19 protein-coding genes are annotated in these 23242 nt (G+C 41.0%); 10 read left to right on the top strand and 9 right to left on the bottom strand.

The features are described from left to right. Positions 1-1225: 1225 nt before the first annotated feature. Positions 1226-2458 (bottom strand): tyrosine--tRNA ligase, encoded by a 1233-nt coding sequence (tyrS, locus tag FTT71_RS11640; protein ID WP_162164701.1) that lies wholly within the window; start codon positions 2456-2458, stop codon positions 1226-1228. Between the two features lie 63 nt (positions 2459-2521). Between tyrS and FTT71_RS11635 the strand changes: the two genes are divergently transcribed. After that, complete coding sequence (locus FTT71_RS11635; protein ID WP_004969740.1) at positions 2522-3649, top strand: anhydro-N-acetylmuramic acid kinase; 1128 nt, start codon at positions 2522-2524, stop codon at positions 3647-3649. Positions 3650-3780: 131 nt separating this feature from the next. Here the strand turns inward: FTT71_RS11635 and erpA are convergent, their stop codons facing one another. The 3 genes from erpA to FTT71_RS11620 form a co-directional block, all read right to left on the bottom strand. Further along, positions 3781-4116: an iron-sulfur cluster insertion protein ErpA gene (gene erpA / locus FTT71_RS11630; protein ID WP_004969742.1), complete on the bottom strand. Its 336-nt coding sequence runs from the start codon at positions 4114-4116 to the stop codon at positions 3781-3783. Positions 4117-4249: 133 nt separating this feature from the next. After that, positions 4250-5257, bottom strand: a complete 1008-nt coding sequence (locus FTT71_RS11625) for a putative solute-binding protein (RefSeq protein ID WP_167845625.1) — start codon at positions 5255-5257, stop codon at positions 4250-4252. A gap of 181 nt (positions 5258-5438) precedes the next feature. Continuing rightward, positions 5439-6455, bottom strand: a complete 1017-nt coding sequence (locus tag FTT71_RS11620) for a putative solute-binding protein (protein WP_167845624.1) — start codon at positions 6453-6455, stop codon at positions 5439-5441. A gap of 387 nt (positions 6456-6842) precedes the next feature. Here FTT71_RS11620 and FTT71_RS11615 point away from each other — a divergent pair, with 387 nt between their 5' ends. Further along, on the top strand, positions 6843-8783 hold the full coding sequence (locus tag FTT71_RS11615) for an ATP-binding cassette domain-containing protein (protein WP_104852778.1): 1941 nt from the start codon (positions 6843-6845) through the stop codon (positions 8781-8783). A gap of 456 nt (positions 8784-9239) precedes the next feature. Here the strand turns inward: FTT71_RS11615 and FTT71_RS11610 are convergent, their stop codons facing one another. The 5 genes from FTT71_RS11610 to dnaA all read right to left on the bottom strand — a co-directional run bounded on the left by FTT71_RS11610 (position 9240) and on the right by dnaA (position 16030). After that, positions 9240-9602, bottom strand: a complete 363-nt coding sequence (locus FTT71_RS11610) for a hypothetical protein (protein WP_180160987.1) — start codon at positions 9600-9602, stop codon at positions 9240-9242. 161 nt (positions 9603-9763) lie between these two features. After that, positions 9764-12232 carry a DNA topoisomerase (ATP-hydrolyzing) subunit B gene (gene gyrB, locus FTT71_RS11605; RefSeq protein ID WP_154320151.1) on the bottom strand — a complete coding sequence of 823 codons (2469 nt, stop codon included), beginning with the start codon at positions 12230-12232 and terminating at the stop codon, positions 9764-9766. Positions 12233-12276: 44 nt separating this feature from the next. Then, positions 12277-13359 carry a DNA replication/repair protein RecF gene (gene recF / locus FTT71_RS11600; RefSeq protein ID WP_154320150.1) on the bottom strand — a complete coding sequence of 361 codons (1083 nt, stop codon included), beginning with the start codon at positions 13357-13359 and terminating at the stop codon, positions 12277-12279. A gap of 37 nt (positions 13360-13396) precedes the next feature. Continuing rightward, the gene (gene dnaN, locus FTT71_RS11595; protein WP_004969759.1) at positions 13397-14545 is read right to left on the bottom strand and encodes a DNA polymerase III subunit beta; all 1149 of its coding nucleotides are present in this window, start codon (positions 14543-14545) and stop codon (positions 13397-13399) included. 108 nt (positions 14546-14653) lie between these two features. Beyond that, positions 14654-16030, bottom strand: coding sequence for a chromosomal replication initiator protein DnaA (dnaA, locus tag FTT71_RS11590; protein WP_004969761.1), 1377 nt, complete (start codon positions 16028-16030; stop codon positions 14654-14656). A gap of 660 nt (positions 16031-16690) precedes the next feature. Here dnaA and rpmH point away from each other — a divergent pair. From rpmH to FTT71_RS11550, 8 genes are all read left to right on the top strand, one after another. After that, a complete protein-coding gene (rpmH, locus tag FTT71_RS11585) occupies positions 16691-16825 on the top strand; it encodes a 50S ribosomal protein L34 (RefSeq protein ID WP_000831329.1) in 135 nt (44 codons plus the stop codon). 31 nt (positions 16826-16856) lie between these two features. Next, positions 16857-17249 carry a ribonuclease P protein component gene (gene rnpA / locus FTT71_RS11580; RefSeq protein WP_004969764.1) on the top strand — a complete coding sequence of 131 codons (393 nt, stop codon included), beginning with the start codon at positions 16857-16859 and terminating at the stop codon, positions 17247-17249. Positions 17250-17258: 9 nt separating this feature from the next. Then, the gene (gene yidD / locus FTT71_RS11575; RefSeq protein WP_004969767.1) at positions 17259-17579 is read left to right on the top strand and encodes a membrane protein insertion efficiency factor YidD; all 321 of its coding nucleotides are present in this window, start codon (positions 17259-17261) and stop codon (positions 17577-17579) included. A 5-nt stretch (positions 17580-17584) separates the two neighbouring features. Next, on the top strand, positions 17585-19348 hold the full coding sequence (gene yidC, locus FTT71_RS11570) for a membrane protein insertase YidC (protein WP_004969769.1): 1764 nt from the start codon (positions 17585-17587) through the stop codon (positions 19346-19348). A 91-nt stretch (positions 19349-19439) separates the two neighbouring features. Next, on the top strand, positions 19440-20795 hold the full coding sequence (mnmE, locus tag FTT71_RS11565; protein WP_180160986.1) for a tRNA uridine-5-carboxymethylaminomethyl(34) synthesis GTPase MnmE: 1356 nt from the start codon (positions 19440-19442) through the stop codon (positions 20793-20795). A gap of 203 nt (positions 20796-20998) precedes the next feature. Continuing rightward, the gene (locus FTT71_RS11560) at positions 20999-22240 is read left to right on the top strand and encodes a tyrosine-type recombinase/integrase (RefSeq protein ID WP_171496853.1); all 1242 of its coding nucleotides are present in this window, start codon (positions 20999-21001) and stop codon (positions 22238-22240) included. A 530-nt stretch (positions 22241-22770) separates the two neighbouring features. Further along, positions 22771-23028 (top strand): AlpA family transcriptional regulator, encoded by a 258-nt coding sequence (locus FTT71_RS11555; protein ID WP_045795960.1) that lies wholly within the window; start codon positions 22771-22773, stop codon positions 23026-23028. Between the two features lie 2 nt (positions 23029-23030). Further along, complete coding sequence (locus FTT71_RS11550) at positions 23031-23240, top strand: helix-turn-helix domain-containing protein (protein WP_180159152.1); 210 nt, start codon at positions 23031-23033, stop codon at positions 23238-23240. The last annotated feature ends 2 nt before the right edge of the window (positions 23241-23242 follow it).

Below are 23242 nucleotides of genomic sequence, written 5' to 3'. Positions count from 1 at the left end.
CAAACTCTTCAGTTAAAATCATTTTGAAGTTTTAATCTAAACTTCCAAATCTGGCTCATCAATTTTCTGACTTAAATTTCGCTCAAATAAACTTCGAGTAATTTAAACCAATCAATCAATGAAATATCTTCGATTAATCAATCAGTAAAAATCCACACAAGTTGTTCTTCATAATCTCTTAATGATCTTAATTTCTGCCTCGTCAGCAGAAATTTTAACGCAAAACACTTCTAACAACTTAACCCTGTAAGCTAAGTTCGTAGGCTGTTTCGCGTCGGGATGAGTGCATTCTAGGGGATTTCAAAATCTTTGCAAGCCCAAAATTAGAATATTTTTCACGTATGTATTTTTTTTCTACAAAAATGCTTGGTTTTTTAATTTTTTAGCTATTTTTTCATCAAATTTAAATAAAAACTCCCATCTACAAAGTAAACAGGACTTTTTCATCCATACTTTTATGGACTCAAATCGGTCAAGTTTTGCAGGCTGTAATCAACGATTGCCAATGTATATGATTCTTTTTGTCTTGCGACATCTAAAAAATTTTACATCTCTGCAAAAATGCTTTTGCATTATCCAAAATAATATTCCTACATACGGCGTACATCTAGCATTGATTTCATGTCAGCTTGGTGGTTTTGTCCGTTAATTCAAAGTTGATGCTTAGCATTTGCATTACCGACTTCAAGTTGACAAACCTACTCTTCTATTCGGCAAGTTTAGATCGCGCCATCCACATGCACTACTTACAAGATGTTTTACCATATATAAGTAGCTTTGAAATTTGAATTAGGTCTTAAAGTTTTAAGAATATTTTTATAAAACAAAGAGAAGTAATCTTACATTTTACCTTTAGATATAAAATACAACAAAACTAGAGGCAAAAAAAAGAAAGAGATCTCTCCCAAAATCTCTCCCTCGGAGTTGAATCTATATGCGATCCATATATCGTTATTATAGTTATACGAAAAAAAAGAGTCCCTTGGGGAAGGGACTTGTAAATTGTGGAGCTATAGTTATAAGTACCCTCTAGATCTGTTTTGTACACTGTGTCTAGATGGGTAAATCTTATACATAACTGAGCAAAAATGCAAGCTGCTTGGCAAAATTTAAGTGTTGTTTTTATAAGGTTTTTTTTGAATTTACTTATTCATATAATTAATATACCAAACAGAAAATAAAAGCAGACCGAAGCCTGCTTTTATTTCAATCACTTAGAATGGATCTAGTCCGTAAATGTGACTTTGGCAATGGCTTTTTTACCCGCCTGAATAATATATGTTGCGTTTTCTTTGACCGAGAAACCTGCGTCGACCACATTCCAATCTACTTTTACTGCGCCACGTGCAACAGCATCTTTGGCTTGTGCGGCATTTTTGGTTAAACCTGCAGCACGTACAATAGAAGCAATAAATAATTCACCACCAAATTCAGCACGTGAAATCGTCACTTCTGGCGTACCTTCAGGTAATTCACCTTCGGTAATGATATTACCTGCACCTTTATGCGCATTGGCTGCAGCTTCGCTGCCGTGGAAACGCTCAACCAATTCGAGTGCCAAAATCTTTTTGATTTCTTGCGGATTACGACCTTCTGCCATTTCTTTAAGCAAAATTTCAATTTCATCCATCGACTTGAAGCTGAGTAACTCAAAATAGCGCTCAATCAGACTATCAGGCATCGACAAGACTTTTTGATACATCGCACCCGGTGCATCAAATACGCCAATATAGTTGCCTAAAGATTTAGACATTTTATTCACGCCATCTAAGCCTTCAAGAATTGGCACAGTAATACAAACTTGCGCTTCCTGATCATAACGACCTTGCAAGGTACGTCCCATCAACAAGTTAAAGGTCTGGTCTGTACCGCCCAATTCTACATCGGCTTGTAATGCCACCGAGTCATAACCTTGTACCAACGGATACAAAAATTCGTGAATCGCAATCGGTTGCTGGTTGTTATAACGCTTGGTGAAGTCATCACGTTCCAACATACGCGCTACGGTTTGCTGCGATGCCAACTGAATTAAGTCTGCTGCAGTTTTTGTTGCAAACCATTCAGAGTTAAACACCACTTTGGTTTTATTTGGATCAAGAATTTTAAAAACTTGTTCCTGATACGTTTTGGCATTTTCCAAGACTTTTTCACGTGACAACGGCGGACGTGTAGCACTTTTACCTGTTGGGTCACCAATCATGGCAGTGTAATCGCCAATCAAGAAAAATACTTCGTGACCTAAGTCTTGGAATACTTTTAATTTATTGATTAATACCGTATGCCCCAAGTGTAAATCAGGTGCAGTCGGGTCAAACCCCGCCTTAATTTTTAAAGGACGATTCTCTTTTAATTTCTTTAGAAGATCTTCTTCAGAAATAATTTCATGCGTGCCTCGTTGAATGAGGGCAAGTTGTTCTTCAGCCGGCAGGAAATTTGACATCACGAAATCCAAACACATCAGTTATTCAATTTGTGCGATATACTAACACTTTTTCAGCATATTGCAGGCTATAGAATAACCATGACAGCGATCTATATTGGGGTAATGACGGGCACAAGTATGGATGGTGTCGATCTTGTTGCTGCTTCTTTTGATCCACTGCAACTCCACGCGACCCTGACTTTGCCGTTTGATCCCGATTTACGTGACGAACTCATGGCACTGACTTTGCCAGGTGACAATGAAATTGACCGCATGGGCAAAGCAGATGTGGCTTTAGCCACCATGATTGGACATGGTATTAACAGCCTGATTGAAAAAAATAAACTGGATAAATCTCAAATTAAAGCGATTGGTTCGCATGGCCAGACCATTCGTCATCGTCCTGAACATGCTTTTACTTTACAAATTGGTGATCCGAACATCATCACCGAAATCACCCAAATTCCTGTAATTTCAGATTTTCGTCGTCGTGACATGGCTGCAGGCGGACAAGGCGCACCGTTAGTGCCCGCTTTCCATCAAAACTTATTCCAACATCCGAGTATTCATCGGGTAATTTTAAATTTAGGCGGCATTGCCAATGTCAGTTTGTTGCCTGCAGGACAGCCCGAAGCAGTATCGGGTTTTGATACAGGGCCTGCCAATATTTTAATGGATGCTTGGTGTGAGCGTTACACAGGACAACCTTATGATGAAAATGGCAATTGGGCTGCGTATGGACATCCGATTCGCAGCTTGTTAGATCGTTTACAAGCCCATGCTTTTTTCTCTAAAGAACCACCCAAAAGTACAGGGCGCGAAGACTTTAACTTGGAATGGCTAGATGAACAGGTTGCCGATTGGCGCAATGATGTGGAATATGACGAGCTGGAAGATAATCCTGAAAATATTCAAGCGACTTTATTAAAGCTCACCACCCGCGCGATTAAAAAAGCCATTTATCGTTCAGGCATGGATACAGGTGAAGTCTATGTCTGTGGCGGTGGTGCCTATAATTCTTATTTGCTAGAGCAATTGCGCTGGCGTTTGCGCAAACATCAATGGACTGTACAAAGTACAGCCGATTTAGGGCTAAACCCAACATGGGTCGAAGCCACCGCCTTTGCTTGGTTGGCAATGCGTTTTTGTCAGCAATTAAGTGGCAATTTACCTGCGGTCACAGGGGCTAAAGGTGATCGCATTTTAGGTACCATGACTTTGGTTTAAGGATACACTTTTAAACCAGATCAGTAGCAACAAAAAAGCCTTTCCTCTTCTATATAGGAAAGGCTTTGATCATTTTGAGTGCATCAATCTACTTTTTCAGATGCTGATACTCAAAAATATTTAAATCATACTTAGATTGAGAATGAAGAACCACAACCACAAGTCGTGGTTGCATTCGGGTTTTGTACCACAAAACGCGAACCTTCCAAGCCTTCAATATAGTCCACTACCGAGCCAACTAAATATTGATAGCTGAGTGAATCGACCAGCATTTTTACATCGCCATTCACAAATTCTGCATCATCTTCATTTTGGCTTTCCGCAAAGTTAAAGCCATAAGAAAATCCTGAACAACCGCCACCTGTCACATATACACGTAGCATTAAGTCTTGATTACCTTCACTGTCACGCAATTGGCGAACTTTTTTAGCAGCGTTGTCGGTGAGCTCAAGTGCTTGGGCATTCATGATGGATTTTCCTCAGGTACAATTCAGATGTCTTTTCTGCAAAAAGACCACTTATCAAGTATAGCATACTCAATATTGGGACGGTGATGCAGAATTAAAGTGAATTCTGAGTAATTACCTCAAGATTCTCCAATTATTTGTAATTTTCGTCCTGCAAGCCACATTCAAAATTGGTTGGCGCTTCTTTACAGCGGAATTGCCACAATAATTTCATCATGCGTTTGTCATAAACACCACGTTTAGTTAAATCAATCCGCGATTCACGCATCATTTTTTGATAACCCGGTTGATCTGCTGCAGGCACTTGCATCCAATATTTTGCAGGAATATCGGCTTTCATTTTGCCTAAAATACCAAAGGCACGTGGTAACTGCCCTTTCACCCATTCACGTGATTTTTGCCCAAAACCTGCAGGGAATTTATCTGAGCGGATAATGATATTGCCCGTGACCTGTAAAATTGGATAATTCACAATCGCGCCTTTAGTGCCTAAGCCTTTATGTAGTTCCAAAGGACGGAATACTGCAGCAGGCGCACCAATAATATCGACCTGACCATTGTTAAATTTACTGCCAAAATTGGTGACATCGGCACTGACTGCTTGCGCACCAATTTGCTGTACCATAATTTTTTGCGCTTGGTCATAATCTAAAACAGCAATTTTTTTCCCCGCGGCTTTGGCGACACTATTAATACTGCGGTCATTCACCATCAAAAAGGCATCGCCCACAGGAATGACACCTGCAACTTCATACTGACCATTGCGCATATATTTGGCGAAAGCAGGACTTGCCAAACCTTGCATGACTTTGACTGCCAGTTTTAAATCTGGAATCGCGCCAATTGCATCCAATGAGCCTGTAAAATGGTTAAATTGACGACCACGCATGCCCGTCACACTAATACCATCACATTTTCCTGCTTTAAAATCTTCTGCAATCACGCCTTCGTTTTGACCTACGCGTAACTCAATCTCTGCACCCCAGTTTTTGGCCGCCAATTGATAGTCTTGCATTAAGTTATAGACATCACCGTTTTTACCGACCAAATCGAATACACAGACCACTTGTTTGGCCTGCGCTGCACTAGCGACTAAAGATAAGCCTGCGCCAAATAATAAAGCTTGCGTCCATTGTTTCATTTCTAGTTCCTTCCATTTTTTGTTTTTCTGCGCACAGTTGATCCAAACCTTCAATTTAGTATCACTGTTCTTTTATCAAGCTCAGATTAGCGAATTTTGATTTTTTGGCTGATATGGCTCAATTGACGAATCTTTCATTATAAAAAACCTAGAGATCTAGGCTTTTTTATTAAAAATCAATCTATTCACCACCTAGTGAACATTCAAAATTGGTTTTTTCGACAGAACAACGAGCGCGTTTTAACACACTCATCATGGCAGGGTCATAAATGCCGCGTTTGGTCATATCCATACGTCCATCACGCAGCATTTTTTGATATTTGGTTTTATCTTCTGCGCTCAAGTTCATTTTATATTTGGCTGGAATCTCACCTTCCAAACGATTAATCATACTCATCGCTTTAGGCAGATTTTTTACAAACCAATCTCGTGATTTTTGCCCAAAGCCCGTAGGGAATTGTTCAGGACGAATCACAAAGTCTGCGGTCACTTGTAATACAGGGAAATTAAACATTGCCCCATTATTGCCTAAACCTTTGTAGATTTCTAAAGGTTTGTACGCATAGGCAGGCGCACCGACCATATCGACCTGACCATTGTTAAACTTCGCCACAAAGTTAGATACATCAGAAATGACGGCTTGCGCGCCTACACGCTGCACCATAATTTTTTGTGCATCGTCATAGCCCAATACCGCAAACTTTTTCCCTGCTGCTTTTTCAATCGAGCTGATGTTCTTGTCGCGCACAAAAATAAAGGCCGAACCTAAAGGTGAAATACCCGCAACTTCATATTTCTTGCCACCTAAATTGGTAACCATTTTCGCTGCATTACGTTGATCTAAAGCAAAGCTGATGGCACGTTGTGCAATCGCATTACTTGGCGCACCACCTAAAGCATCAATCGAGCCTGCAAATTTATTGTATTGGCGAGCACGCATGGCGGTCATAAATACCCCATCACATTTGCCTGCTTTAAAATCATTGTCTGCGACAGCTTCATCCTGACGTGGAATTAAATTGACTTCTGCACCCCAGCCTTTTGCTGCTAGCGCCCACTCTTGTGCCATCTGAAAAGATTCACCTGACTTACCCAGTAAGTCAAAGACACATACATCTACTTTTGCTGCTTGCGCCTGAGCACTGAAACCGATCGCTGCGAATGCTGTCAATGTTGCGCTGACCCATATTTTTTTCATTGTTTCGATCCTTCTACAGATTTTTTTATTTTTGAGTGTCCGTACACGAAACAAATATTAAGCAAGTTCAAATTAAAAAAATAGAGCATTTACTCGAATTTCATCTGTCAATTCTGCCAAAACCTTATACTGCCTTATTTAAGCGATCATTTTTATTTCATAATTCACTTATATTTTATAGATTTAGATCAAAATAAAGATCATTTCCAACATGCACGTATTTTGTGCTTGTTTACAAAGTCATAAAAAAAGCCTGTTGTTAGATCATAATTTTTAAACATCACAAGAGAGATTTTTCGCAAATCACAAATAAAACTGGGCTTATTTTTGTTTTCTGGTGGGCTTCCATTAGAATATGCCCAACTTTTGTTGTGACCAGTAAACACCATGATTCAACTTGACCAAGTTTCTTTACGCCGCGGTGGACGTGTTTTATTTCAAAAAGCGTCTATGCAAATCCATCCAGGCTGGAAAGTCGGTCTTACAGGTGTCAATGGTGCAGGAAAATCCAGTTTATTTGCTGCGCTTTTAGGTAGTTTAACCCCAGACGAAGGTACGTTGAGCCGTCCGCAAGGCTGGACTGTGGCGCACATGGCACAGGAAGTTAAAGCATTGGATTTGCCTGCGATTGATTTTGTGCTGTCGGGTGATGAAGAATACTGGAACATTCAACAACAACTGCAACATCCTGAACAATTAAATAATGACCAACTTGCACATTTGCATGGTCGTTTTGATGAAATTCATGGCTATACCGCACCCGCCAAAGCCGCACAACTGATGGCAGGTTTAGGTTTTATGGAACATCAAAACAGCTTGGCGGTCAGTAGTTTTTCTGGTGGATGGCGCATGCGTTTAAATTTGGCGCGTACCTTAATGAGTCGCTCCGAATTATTATTACTGGACGAACCAACCAACCACTTAGACTTAGATGCAATTTTATGGTTAGAAGACTGGCTTAAAGCCTATGCGGGAACTTTGGTGCTGATTTCCCATGACCGTGATTTTTTAGATGCCATTACCGATCATATTTTACATATTGAAAATAGTGAACTGACTTTATATACAGGCAATTATTCAACCTTTGAAACCACACGCAGTGAACGCTTGGCACAACATCAACAAGCGTATGAAAAACAATTAGAAACCCGTGCACATTTACAAAAATATATTGATCGTTTTAAAGCCAAAGCCACCAAAGCACGGCAGGCACAAAGCCGTATCAAGCAATTGGAACGCATGCAATTGCTTGCCCCTGCGCATGTAGATACACCATTTACCTTTAGTTTCCGTGAACCGACCAAAATGAGCTCACCCTTACTGACCTTGGAACAAGTCAGCATTGGTTATGCAGACAAAGTGATTGCCAGCAAAATTAACCTACAAATTACCCCGACCAGTCGTATTGGTTTATTGGGGATGAACGGCGCAGGTAAATCGACCTTAATTAAATCCTTAGTGGGTGAATTGGCGTTATTGGCAGGTACTCGCAAAGCCTCAGAATTACTCAATATTGGCTATTTTGCACAGCATCAAATGGATGCTTTGGATGATAGCGCCAGCCCGATGCTACAACTGGCACGCATTGCCGATAAAAAAATCAGCGAAGCCACTTTACGCGCCTTTTTAGGCAGTTTTGGTTTTAGTGGCGAACGTATGGACACGCCTTGTGAAAGTTTTTCAGGAGGTGAACGTGCACGTTTGGCTTTGGCTTTAATTGTCTGGCAACGTCCTAACGTACTGATTCTGGACGAACCGACCAACCATTTAGACTTAGATATGCGACATGCCTTAACCATGGCATTACAGGATTATGAAGGTGCAGTGGTATTGGTGTCACACGAACGTCAATTAATTGCCAGTGTCTGCGATGACTTACTCTTGGTTCATGCAGGACAATGCACAGAATTTGAAGGCGATTTACAAGATTATGCCCAATGGTTACGCCAAGCTCGTGCAGACATGCTTAAGCAAGGTACATCCAACACAGCTCCATCCAATCCAAGTCCAGTGGTTGAGAACAAGACTAACCTAGTCAAAGTAGATAAAGAAGCTCAACGCAAACTGGCAGCACAACGCCGTGAACAAACTCGCCCTATTCGTAAAAATATTGAAAAATACGAAGCGCAAATTGAAAAAATTCAACCGCGTCTGACTGAAATTGAAACCGAACTGGCAGATCCTGCCCTTTACGATGCCAACCGTAAAGATGATTTGCTCAAACTCATGAATGAGCAAAATGATCTGAAAACAAAATTGGCACAGGCAGAAGAACAAATGCTTGAATTGATGATGGAATTGGAAGAACTCGAAAGTAGCTTTGAATAGCCATACCGATGAGATTTTAACGCTATGCTAAATAGGGTTAAATCTCATCATATTTCGTAGAATATGCATTGTGTATGTTCCATACTTATAAGACACATTCGTAATAGTTTTAATCTTTAGTTTATCTTCACAATAACCACGCAAAGAAATTTAAGTCACTCTCTGCGTTTGTTTATTTTTACTTATCAATCTTGCACCACAGCATAGTTGTATGACACCCCCCACCCTGAATAAAAGTAAGACAGCATAGCTACCAAGCAAGAAGTTTTGAATTTAAAACTCAGTGTGATTTTTAAATTCAAAATCTACAATTTAAATTTAAAAGCAAAAACTTAGTTATCCACAACTCAAACCAACTGTTATTTTAAATTCAAAACTCTAATTAAAGCCAAATCAATCCATTCTTTCATGGTTATTTTGAGTCATTGAATCTCAGTGATTCACAGAAAATCGCTGCTACTCGGCAGTAATTTTTGCTTTGCTAATACATAATTCTTGTATTTTCCAGCCCTGAATATAGCGCCAGATTTCTTGAATATACCCTTGATCATCCGCCAAACCAATTTGAATCCGACAGTTAACCTGCTCACGATCAAACTCATATTCTTCTAATTCAACATTCGGTTTGATCGGTTTCCAGACACCATTATTCACTGCATGCTGAATGTTGGCATAACGTGCTTCACGATTTTCCACACGTGATTCTGCCGTATAAACGACTTTAAAATCTTCATCTTCATAGTGTGCTAACAGCTCCACATTGCCAGTAAAAAAAGCATTCACCCATGCATCACGTGCTTGTTCTAATTGATTATCCATCTTAATGATTCTCCTATATTTTTGGCTTAATGTAGCTCAGCATGACAGAACAATAAGTCAGTTTTATAAAAGTTATTTGGATGAATCACGACAACAACAAAAGCCAAACATAAAAAAGCACTCCGTAGAGTGCTTATGGTTATGCGGATGATTTGGACGAATTAAGCGTCAATATCTGCATTTAAGGCATTTTCTTCAATAAAGGCACGACGTGGTTCTACATCATCGCCCATTAAGCAAGAGAACATGCGGTCTGCTTCAATGGCATCATCAATGGTGACTTGCAACATATTGCGGTTTTCTGGGTCCATCGTGGTTTCCCAAAGTTGTTCCGCATTCATCTCACCCAAACCTTTATAGCGCTGAATCATCATGCCGCGACGCGAGTCCTGCAAAATGTGTTGCCACACTTGATGGAAATTGTTGACCGTAATTTTACGTTCGCCTTTTTCCAAATACGCACCTTCTTCAAGCAGCGTAAACCAGCTTTTTGAATTTTTCAGCAAACGTGCATATTCAGCTGAACCCAGCAAACCTGTATCTAGTAAATAAGTATGGGGCAAGTTGTGCACATATACCGTGATTCGTGGCCAATACGTTGCAGATTTTTGACCATCCGCATCTTCTTTTTCAAACTGTTCGATGCTTAATTCAGGACGCAAACCTGGCTGTAATCGTTCAATGCTTTGACGTAATTGCTCGCCCCATTGTTGTACATACGCCTGATCTGCTGCTTGATCAATTTTAAAGGCATCTAATTCTAATAAACCATCCAACAGACTTGCAGGATAACGCAGCGTTAAACGGCTCAAACTCTTTTGTGAAGTTTGATAATCAGCAATGACTTTGGCTAAAGCCTCACCACGAATTGCAGGTGCATCAGCACTCACATGCAGCTCCAATTCATCAATCGCATTAGAAATTAAATAGGTTTCTAAAGCATCGTTATCTTTGATGTATTGTTCCTGCTTGCCTTTTTTCAGCTTATACAATGGTGGCTGTGCGATATAAATATGACCACGCTCAACCAATTCTGGCATTTGACGGAAGAAGAAGGTCAATAGCAAGGTACGAATGTGTGAACCATCTACGTCAGCATCGGTCATGATGATGATTTTGTGATAACGCAGTTTGTCTGGGTTATATTCTTCACGACCAATACCACAGCCCAAAGCGGTAATTAAAGTACCTACTTCTGCCGATGAAATCATCTTGTCAAAACGGGCACGTTCCACGTTCAGGATTTTACCTTTCAGTGGCAAAATTGCCTGCATTTTACGGTTACGACCTTGTTTAGCCGAACCACCTGCAGAGTCACCCTCGACTAGATATAATTCAGATAATGCAGGGTCTTTTTCCTGACAGTCAGCCAATTTACCAGGCAAACCTGCAATATCCAAAGCACTCTTGCGGCGCGTCATTTCACGGGCTTTACGCGCCGCATCACGGGCACGCGCTGCATCAATAATTTTACCCGCAATGGATTTTGCCGCTTGTGGATTTTCCAATAAATATTCAGAGAAAGATTTATTCATGGCCTGCTCAACAGCAGGTTTCACTTCACTCGATACCAATTTTTCTTTGGTCTGTGATGAGAATTTTGGATCTGGCACTTTGACCGACACAATCGCGGTTAAACCTTCACGCGCATCATCACCCGACACCACGACTTTTTCTTTTTTCAGGATATTTTCGCTTTCCATGTAGTTGTTTAACCCACGGGTTAGCGCAGCACGGAAGCCTGCCAAGTGCGTTCCACCGTCTTTTTGTGGAATGTTATTGGTAAAGCAACGTACGTTTTCCTGATAGGAATCATTCCACTGCAAAGCAACTTCTACGGTAATTCCGTTTTCAGCCTGTGTCGTGAAATGGAAAATTTCATTCAGATGGGTTTTGCCTGCATTGATATATTTCACAAATTCAGACAAACCACCTTCATAGTCAAAAATATGTTCTAAATTGACACGTTCATCACGCAATACAATACGCACGCCCGCGTTTAAGAAAGACAATTCACGCAATCGGCGTGCCAAAATATCCACATTAAAAATGGTTTGGCTAAAGGTTTCAGCACTTGGCCAAAAACGCACAGTCGTACCTGATTGCTCAGTGTCGCCCACTACTTTTAAAGGATATTGTGGATCACCATGGCGGTATTCCTGTTGGTGAATTTGACCCGCGCGTTTAATCGTTAATTCAAGTTTACTCGATAAAGCATTGACCACCGACACACCAACGCCGTGCAAACCGCCCGACACTTTATAACTGTTGTCATCAAACTTACCACCTGCGTGCAGAATGGTCAGAATGACCTCTGCTGCAGAGACACCTTCTTCAGGGTGAATATCTGTTGGGATACCACGACCATTGTCAGATACGCTGACAGATTCATCTTCATGGATAGTCACCAAAATTTCATCACAATGACCCGCCAAAGCTTCATCAATAGCGTTATCGACTACCTCGAACACCATGTGATGCAAACCTGTACCATCATCTGTATCACCGATATACATGCCTGGGCGTTTACGAACAGCATCTAGGCCACGCAATACTTTGATACTAGAGGAATCATAAGCCTTTTCATTGGTTTGTTCTGTAGTAGAGACAGATTGATCTTCTGAACTCATGGTTTCTCCCTAGTGAAAAATAGGTCTATCCAAAGATAAAAAAATTATTGCTCAACAGCCTGCACCGTTCCGTGATCGACCTGAAATAAGCGATAAGGAATCGACAACGCTTGTAAGTGTTGTTGCACGGATTGATGATCTAAAGTGGTAATAAAAACTTGACTACCCAATTGGCTTAATCGTTCAATTAAACGTTGTTGTGCGCTTAAATCTAATTCTGCTGTCAGATCATCTAATAATACCACAGTTTCCTTATTAGACGCATGCAGCATTGCAATCTGTGACAGTTTTAATGCCATAATCAATAGCTTTTTCTGCCCACGTGACAGCACCACATCGGCATCACCCATTGGGGTTTTTAAGCGTAAATCGGCGCGGTGTGGCCCATATTCGGTATAGCGACGTTCCACATCTTTTTGATGATAATTGCACAGATCATTCAACAAGCCTGTTTCGGTATGAAAGCCTGCGCTGTATTCCAGACTAATGTGTAAATCAGGCAATAAATACTGTAAATCTTGTGCAAAAAATTGCTGCCATTGTTCCACCGTTCCCAAACGCTGCTGATGCAAAATCTCACCATAATCACTGAGCATTTTGTTCCACGGTTCCAAGTCCGACAGACTTAAATGTCGCTGTGATTTAAGCAAACTATTACGTTGTTTTAAGGCACGTGAATAATATTGCCAAGCGTGATAAAACTCTGGTTCCACGTGGAACATCAACCAGTCCAACAGTTGCCGTCGTGGTTTTGCACCATGGTCAATAATATCGGTACTGAGTGGATCAATATGTTGTAAAGGCAGAATTTTAGCCAATTGCCCTTGGGTCGCAACAGGGTCGCCATTGACCTTAATCAACTGCTCACCCGATGCCATTTTTTGCATGCCAATTTTTTCAGTCAATGACTGAGCAAATACAATCGCATCTTGGCTACTGTTCTGAATGTAATTTTTAGGAATATGGGTGCGAAAAGAACGCCCTGTCGCCAATAAATGAATCGCTTCTAAAATCGAGGTTTTACCCGAACCATTTTGCCCATAAAAGACGTTAAACGGCTGCAACTCATGAAGTGCAACCGCTTTTAAGTTCCGAACACGCTCGATATGTAAACGCGTAATATGCATGATTCAGCTAGATTTAATCTTGAAATAAACCGCTCACTTAAACACGCATTGGCATCACAACATAGGTTTGATCTTGATGTGCTGGATCTTGTACCAATACCGATTGATTGGCTTCGGTCATGGTCATCGATACATCATCGCCATCCAATGCCCCTAATACGTCCAATAAATACTGTGCGTTAAATGACATTTCTAACGGCGAATCGGCATATTGAATCGCTAAATCTTCAATTGCTTCATCTTGTTCTGGGTTATTGGCACGTAATTGCAAGGTGTCCGCACTAAAATTCAGGAATACGCCACGCAATTTTTCATTACTTAAAATCGCCACACGCTGTAAAGATTGTTTAAATACATCATGCGCGATCAGCACGTTTTTATCACCACCACGTGGAATCACACGGCGATAATCTGGGAACTTACCATCAATTAATTTAGTGGTAAAACGCACGGTAATTTCTGCTTGTTCTTTGTCACGGCTTGGGGTGCGAATGGTCACATTCAGCAATTCACGCCCAATTAAAAGTGCCAGTTGTTCATCTTCAATGCTCAGCAAACGCTGCAATTCAGCCACAGCTTTACGCGGCACAATGGCTTGAATTAATTGAGTAGCTGTCGAAGATGCCGCTGTTTCACACAAGGCCAAACGGTGACCATCTGTGGTCACAGCACGTAATTGGTTTTCATCAATTTCTAACAAAGTACCCGTTAAATAAAAGCGTACATCCTGCACTGCCATCGCAAACGCAGTTTTTTCAAACAAACGCTTCAGCTCACGCTCAGTAACCGTCACTTGCGTACCTTGAGCATTTTCTGTAGCCAATAATGGATAATCTTCCGCAGGCAAAGTACCTAATACAAAGCGGCTATTGCCCGATTTTAAAATACAGCGCTGATCTTCAGTGATTTGCAAATCAATCAAAGCTGCGCTTGGTAAAGATTTACAAATATCCATCAGTTTACGTGCAGGCACTGTAGTTTCCCCTGCCTGTAAACATGCCCCTTCAGTCAGATTCGTACTGGCAACCAATTCCACTTCTAAGTCAGAACCAGTAATGGTTAAGGCTTGCTCAGTCACCTGAACTTTGACATTGGATAAAATATTTAAGGTATGGCGACGTTCAACCGCTCCTACGACATGTGACAGAACATTCAGTAAGCTTTCTTTCGCGATTTTTAAACGCACGGTGCATTCCTCTAACAACTGAAGATTGGAGTATAAAATTGGTTTTTTAGCAGTGTACTATGCGGCAAAAGCTGCCGCATGGCAAGAACAGAATTTGAGCAAATTCGGTCAACTTTGCAACAATCGTTGCAGGTTTTTATAGTCTTCGTTAAAGATCGGATCTTCTTCACGCAGGCTTTGTACTTTTTCACAGGCATGCATTACGGTACTGTGATCGCGACCACCAAATGCCATCCCAATTTCTGGAAAACTGTCACCTGTCAGCTCACGTGCCAAGCCCATTGCCAACTGACGTGGACGCGCATAAATACGGGTACGTTTTGGCCCCACCAATTCTTTGAGCGGAATGCGGAAATATTCACTCACCACCCGCTGAATATTTTCAGTGCTGATGGTACGTGCGCGAATTGCCAAGACATCTTTTAAAGATTCACGTACCACATCTAGATCAATAGGTGTGCCTTTAAAACGGGAAATTGCCACCACTTTATTGAGTGCACCTTCCAGTTCACGCACATTGGCCACCACTTGCTGGGCAATAAATAAAGCACAGTTGCGTGGTAAATCTACGGCGCTGCTTTCTGCTTTCTTTAATAAAATTTCAATTCGGGTTTCAATATCTGGCGGTTCTACCCCGACTGATAAGCCCCAAGAAAAACGTGACACCAAACGTGCGTCCAATTCGGTTAATTCTTTTGGATAACGGTCTGAAGTCAAAATAATTTGTTTAGATTCATCCAATAAAGCGTTAAAGGTATAGAAAAACTCGACCAAACTGGCTTCTTTACCCGCCAATAAGTGAATGTCATCCACCAATAACAAATCTAAAGAACGGCAGTTTTTCTTAAATTCTTCAACCTTGCCTTGCTGCAAGGAGCTAACAAAATCCTGCACAAAACTTTCTGCAGTCATGTACATCACCCGTGCATTCGGTTTGGCTTGCAACAAAGCATTGCCCACCGCTTGCATCAAGTGAGTTTTACCCAAACCTGTTGGACCATACAAAAATAATGGGTTGTGCTGTGAAGCCCCCAATTGGGTCAATACCTTGCGACAGGTTTCCGCAGCCATTTGGTTAGAACGACCTTCCACAAATAAGGAAAAGGTAAATAACGGATTGAGTTGGCGTTTACGGCTTTTTGCAGAACTTTCTTCTTTTTCACGTTTAGGCTTGGCCACAGGCGCAGGGCTAGATTCCAGCGCAGCAGTGGTGGTAGCAGGTTGTTCACTGGCCGATAAAATTGCACCTGGACGCGAATCGACTAAAATTTCGACCTTACGCACGCGTCCCTCAGACAACTGCTCTGCCAAAATAGTAATCAATTCCAGATGATGTTCTTGAATGTAACGCGTCCAATAAGGATTAGGCGCATAAAGTTTTAATGTATCTTCAACTTCTTCTGCCACCAATGGGCGAATCCACATTGTAAAGACATTTCCAGAGAGCTCTTGTCGCAAGCGATTTAAGCAGTCCGTCCAAAGCATGTGAAACCCCTATCTAATCCATTTTTAAATTTAAAACTTCTCTCGACCGCCTGAGCGGGTCGCCATTCTAACCAAGTTATCCACATCTGTCATGACAAAATCAGCAAAATTGCTCAAAAAAGGAATCATCAAACCTGAATTTAAATTTAAAACGTGGTGTGGATAAGTTTATCCGCAAGGTGTGGATGAAATATAGCACAAAGTTATCCACAAAGTATTAAAATTATAGAAACACAGATATCCACAATTCAAGATTTTGTTTTATAAAAGAAAAAGTGGGTTTTCAACAGAAAAATGCGTCCCTAATAGTAATAAATTTAAATTTATAAATTTGAATTTATTTATAAGAAACGTTGCAACTGTGGATAATTCAATCTGAGTTTAAATTTAAATTCAAAACCGAAAATTTTAAAATTAAACAGAATAAGCTTGTGGATAATTATGTGAATAATACTGTTAATAACTTATTAGTCAAGCATAAACAATTACTTATCTTGTGTATACTTTAATTTGTATGATCAACCAGTCAATTGAGCGAAAACTTGTTAAAAAGAAAAATTTAGGCTTATTTTGCAAGAAACCGTGTTTTTCATTGACAGCTCAAGCAATGAGCACTAAAATCGCGGACCTTTATAGAAAGATCATTTTTGGAGTTTCGATATGAAACGTACATTTCAACCATCTGAATTAAAGCGTAAGCGCGTTCATGGTTTCCGTGCTCGTATGGCTACTAAAGCTGGTCGTCAAGTATTGGCTCGCCGTCGTGCAAAAGGTCGTCACAGCTTAACTGTTTAATACAGTCACGCTGAACCGACTCTTGGGTGTTATGACAACACTTTATGGCTTCAGCACAGAGTTGAGATTACGCTGTGCTGCCGATTATAAAGGTGTGTTTGATGGTGCGCTTTTTAAAGTGCATCAACCCCATTTCTTATTTCTTGCAAAACATTCCGAACTGCCGAATAGCCGTTTGGGTCTTGTCGTTGCAAAAAAGAAAGTGCGTCGTGCACACGAACGAAATCGAGTAAAACGACTTGCTCGCGAAAGTTTTCGCTTACACCAACAGCAATTAAATGACTTAGATATTGTGGTAATGCCCAAAGTTGGGGTAGATACGGTATCTAATGCGGAATTGCATCAGCAATTACAATTTGCTTGGCAGAAGTTACAACGTCTCGCCAAAAAGCATTCAAAAATAGCTCCCTCCCCACAAAAGTAGAGATGGCCAATGGTACTTTTACTGCATTGGTTGATACGTTTCTATCAGATCGCGATTAGTCCTTTATTGGGACCACGCTGTCGCTATATTCCAACATGTTCTCAATATTCTTTGGAAGCAGTCCATACGCATGGTGCTGTACGTGGTGTGTGGCTGGCTACAAAACGTATTTGTCGTTGTCATCCGTGGGGTGGTTCGGGCTATGATCCGGTGCCGCCAAAAGTCATTCGTTTTATTTCATTTCAGCAAATAGATTCTCAAACGCATCACATTACTGTACCCTTTCGTGATCGTTTATTGAACCAAAATCACTCTAACCACTTGGGGTAATAGATATGCAACAATGGGCCAGGTTTGCAATTCTCGGGGCCATGTTTGTCGTCGCATATTTGCTCATTTTGGCGTGGCAAAAAGATTATGGAAATGCTGAAACAGCACCGCAGCAAAAAACTGCCGTTGTTTCACATGAAGTGTCTGCAGATTTGCCGAATGCCCAAACGGCTACAGCAGCTTCTGATGTACCGCAAGCAAATATTCCTGCACAGCAAACAACCGATGCCACAGCACCTGTAAGTCAGCAGCTTATTTCAGTACAAACTGACCTTTATCATCTTTGGATCAATCCGAAAGGTGGTGATATTGTTCGTGTTGAATTACTCAATCATGACAAAAATAAAGACAGTGACGATCCTTTCGTCATGCTGGAAAGCGATGCTAAGCGCACCTATGTCGCGCAATCTGGGTTAATCGGGCTGAATGGTCCAGACAGTAGCCGTAATGGCCGCCCAAGCTATGAAATTGAAAAATCGACTTATAGCTTAGCCGATGCCAAAGAAAGCAAAAATAAAGCGGGTGAAACAGTTAAAACTTTAACTGTCCCAATGGTATATAAAACTGCCGATGGTGTAGAAATCATTAAAACCTTTAGTTTTACTGAAGGTGAATATCCTGTGCTGGTGAATCACAAAGTGATTAACCGCAGCAGCCAAAACTGGCAAGGTCAGATGTTTGGTCAGTTGAAACGTGATAATTCAGATGATCCAGGCAAGTCAGATCAAGGTATTTTTACCTTGGGTACTTTCCTTGGCGGCGCATGGGGAACACCTGAAGAACACTACAACAAGTTGAAATTTGACAATTTTAATGACGAAAAATTGAATGTCGATGCAACAGGTGGTTGGGTGGCCGTGGTTCAGCACTATTTCGTGAGTGCATGGGTTCCAGGGCAGTTAAAATTGACGCAGGCCGATGGTCAACCGTATGCAGCGAAGTTGGAATCACGTAAATCTAGCGATGAAATGAACATCATTGGTTTTACCTCGCCAACCATTAATGTCCCTGCAGGTACGGTGGCAGAAGTTGATGCGACCTTCTACTCTGGTCCAAAAATTCAGTCTGAATTGAAAGATTTGGCGACAGGTTTGAACCAAACTGTGGATTATGGCTGGTTATGGCCAATTGCAAAATTATTGTTTATTGGTTTGCAATTCTTCCATGGTTTAGTGGGCAACTGGGGTTGGTCAATCATCTTATTAACCGTTCTTGTCAAACTGATTCTTTGGCCGTTATCGTCTAAGAGCTATCGTTCTATGGCAAAAATGCGTGTGATTGCACCAGAAATGCAGCGCATGAAAGAAGAATTTGGCGAAGACCGTATGCGTTTCTCGCAAGAAATGATGGCACTTTATAAACGTGAACAAGTGAATCCACTGTCAGGTTGTTTGCCATTGTTACTACAAATGCCAATTTTCCTTGCCTTGTACTGGGTATTGATGGAATCGGTAGAGTTACGCCATGCACCGTGGTTAGGTTGGATTCAAGACTTATCGGCAATGGACCCTTGGTTTATCTTGCCATTGTTGATGGGTGTGACCATGTATGTTCAACAAATGTTGAACCCACAGCCAACAGATCCAATGCAGGCAAAAATCTTCCGCATTATGCCTGTGGTATTTACCGTATTCTTATTGTTCTTCCCTGCAGGTCTAGTTCTGTACTGGATTGTCAACAACTTGATTACGATTTTGCAGCAAAGCTTGATCAACAAAAGTGTTGAAAAAGACCGCGCTAAACGAGAAGAGGCAACTCCAGTCAATTAAGTATGGCTGAGCTGCTGAATAAATCCGCTTAAGATGGTAATCTTAGGCGGATTTTTCTTTGCATATATTTTGAAAGTTTTAGGTGAATTTTATGTATAACCGCAGCACCATTGCCGCAATCGCGACTCCACCTGGCCGTGGTGGTGTGGGGGTGATTCGCCTGTCGGGATCCAAAGCCTATGCAATTGCCGCAGCCTTGACCCAAAAAGACTTACCCAAAGCACGTTACGCAGGTTTTCGCCAGTTTTACGATGCAGCCAATGAAGTCATGGATGAAGGTTTGGTGATTTGTTTCCCAAATCCTCATTCATTTACTGGCGAAGATGTGGTGGAACTACAAGGGCATGGTGGCCCAGTGATTCAAAATGCTTTATTGGCACGTTTACTGGAACTCGGTGCAACGGCTGCCAAAGCGGGTGAATTTTCGATGCGCGCCTTTGAAAATGGCAAGCTGGATTTGGTACAGGCCGAAGCCATTGCCGATTTAATTGATGCCACTTCACAAGCCGCTGCGCGTTCTGCAGTGCGTTCCCTTCAAGGGGCTTTTTCCACCAAAGTGAATACTGTGCTAGAACAGTTAATTCACTTACGTCTGCATGTTGAAGCTGCTATTGATTTTCCTGAAGAAGAAATTGACTTTTTGGCCGATGGGAAAATCCTTAATTTGCTGGATGAAGTGGCTGCTTCGGTGACTGCTGTGCAACAATCTGCGCGTCAGGGACAATTGTTGCGTGAAGGTCTGCAGGTGGTGATTGCGGGCAAACCGAATGCAGGTAAATCTTCCTTACTCAATGCCTTGGCGGGTATTGAACGTGCGATTGTGACCGATATTGCAGGGACTACTCGTGACGTATTGCATGAAAAAATTACCCTGAATGGCTTACCAATTACCCTGACTGATACTGCAGGCTTGCGTGAAACAGGGGATATTGTGGAACAGGAAGGGATTCGCCGTGCGATTAAAGAAATTGAACAGGCAGATTTATTGTTATTGGTCTATGACTTGAGCCAAAACGAAGATCCGTTGCAATTGGCACAGCATTATTTTGCGGAACATATTGAACCGAAGCGTTTGATGTTGATTGGCAATAAATGCGATTTAACTGGTGTACAAGCTACAATTTCAGATTTTAATGGTTTTAGACATATTACTGTGTCGGCCAAACAAGAAACAGGTGTTCAATCGCTCATAGAGGCGATTACAGCGCATGCAGGCTTTCAGCCTGAAGAAGATACCTTTATTGCACGTACCCGTCATTTAGACGCAATGAAGCGCACGCAGCAGTATTTGGCTGAAGCACGTGAGCAGTTGGTGGTCTATCATGCGGGGGAATTAGTAGCCGAGTCGTTACGTCTTGCACAGAATGCTTTGGGTGAGATCACTGGTGATTTTTCTGCAGATGATTTGTTGGGCAAGATTTTTGGATCGTTTTGTATTGGAAAGTAATTTCAATTTCAAATAATATTCCAATACGTTCCATGAGTTCCATTGTGAACAAAATAGCATTAAGTTTTAGTGGCTTAGTGCTTTTTTATTGTCTTTTTATTGTTCCTATATGTTCTATGTGTTCAACTAGTGCTATGCTTTTTCCAGTATCTATATGGTATCGGTACTAAAAAAATAGCTTTTTTTCTCATGGGTACTAAATGATGTCAAAAAATAGCAGTCTTGGCTTTTCAACATTTAGAGAGCTTGAAGCATTAAAGCCAAAAGAAAAACGCTACTCGGTGAGATATACACCAAGTCAAAAATTGTTTATTGAAGTGCTACCAACTGGAGTCAAATCTTGGTGCTATCGCTACACGCTGAATGGTAAGCAGGATAAATTGGTTTTAGGGCATTACCCCGATGTATCTATAAAGGATGCTAGACAACTTAGAGATGAAGCAGCGTCATTGGTGGCAAAAGGTATTTCACCTAAACAGGATAAGACCAAACCCCAAAGTATTTTGTTTAAGGACTACGGTGAGCGTTATTTAGAGGAAGTCATCAAGAAAGACCGTAAAGACCCTTACAGCATGACTTTATATTTGAACAATGATATTTACCCGATGCTTGGGCATTTACAGTTAGAGCAAATCACGGTTGATGACGTACGCCGTACAATATGGCGCAAAAAAGAACAGGGATACGATTCAGCAGCCAACCAAGTTCGAGGCTTGTTAAAGCGCATGTTTGATTATGCAATGACGTTGGGATATGTACCTTATAACCCAGTCTTAGCTATTCCAGTACGCCACATTCACAAGGCAAAGCCTAGAGATAGATACTTAAGTTCTGATGAAATCCGCAACTACTACACCACCCTATTAAATTCACGAGTGTATAGAGCTAGAAAGCTAGGACTCATGTTGTCACTACTTACATTGGTTAGAAAATCAGAGCTACAGGCTGCAAAGTGGGAGCATATTAATTTTGATGAACGTAAATGGCTGATACCTGAAACCAAAGCAGACAGTAAGACAGGTCATAGCCGTGAAATGGTCGTTTATCTGTCAGATCAGGTTGTAGAGATATTTAAGGAACTTAAAACGATTGCTGGAGATGAGCCTTATGTATTTGTTGGGCGTAAATCGGGAACGCATGTAAGCCACAATGTTCTGAATGAAGCACAAAAAGCAGCGTTAAGACTTACCGATGTTGCACATTTTACCGTGCATGATTTACGCAGAACGGCGAGTACGCACTTAAACGAGCAAGGCTTCAATAGTGATGCAATTGAGGCTTGTTTGAACCACGCCCCTAGAGGTGTGCGAGGTATCTATAACAAAGCTATATATGAAAAAGAGCGCATAGAAATGCTGCAAAAGTGGAGTGATTATATTTTTAGCGTGATTTATGAGCCGAATTTAATCTTCTTTAATCAGGCAAAAGTTAAAAGTATTGCTTAAATGTTGCGCAACATTGTGGCAATTCTGTTCTTTAGTTTCAAATAGTTATGCCTTATAGTTATTCCCAGTGATTCAATGGGTTCATTGAGTTACTAAAAGATGAAAGTATGTACTCAAGTTTTTCAATCGGGAAATGAGCGAAAAAGAAAAGACCTGATACATACAAAGAAAAAGAGCCAAGCAACACCACATCGCTTGACTCTTTTAAAAACTTTGGCGTTTAGCAATCACCACATCGCTAAATACCTAATTTCTGAAACCACGTGTCTTGTTAAGCCACAAACTAGGAGAACTAGAATGTAACGAAGTCAAAGAAATTATATACATGAGGGTATTTCTACCATCTCATGCCCTTTTAGCATAGCACTTTTATGCATCAATGCATAATTTTTATGCTTTTATGCATGTTTCTTATGCAGGCATGAGTTTAGAATAATTCCTATAACTTGTATTTAATTGATAAAAAAGACTTTATTGCTTTCCCCTCTCTAGTTTGTGTCTAGGCAAACCCATTATGGAGTTGTTTAGATATGAAATTATCTAACCCACAAAATGAAAATATTGCATCTACTCAAGAAGAAGATGCACCAATCCGCTTTATGCGCCGCAAAGAAGTGCAAGACAAAACAGGCTTAGGTACTTCAACAATTTATGCCTTGATGGCTAAGGGGAAATTTCCCAAAGCCGTTCCTATAACAGATCGTTGTGTCGCATGGATTGAGTCCGAGGTAGACCAATGGATAGCCGAGCGTCTTAATGCCCGTACAGCCTCATTATCGGAGGTGTAACCATGCGTACTACACATCAACAGCAAGTCCTAGAACACCTTAAAGATGGCAAAACCATCACACAGGCGGATGCAATCCATTTGTTTAATTGCTATCGCCTTAGTGCAGTAATTTTGCAGTTACGCCAATTAGGGTATGACATCGTGACCCATAAAGTAAGAAATACTACCAAAAATGGCACGTATGCCCGTTATGAATTACAGGGAGAATAACA

Source organism: Acinetobacter sp. YH01004 (assembly GCF_013420455.1).
In the GTDB taxonomy this organism is placed as follows: domain Bacteria; phylum Pseudomonadota; class Gammaproteobacteria; order Pseudomonadales; family Moraxellaceae; genus Acinetobacter; species Acinetobacter towneri.
Note: the sequence above shows the minus strand (reverse complement) of the source record. Positions and strands in the feature narration are given on the sequence as shown.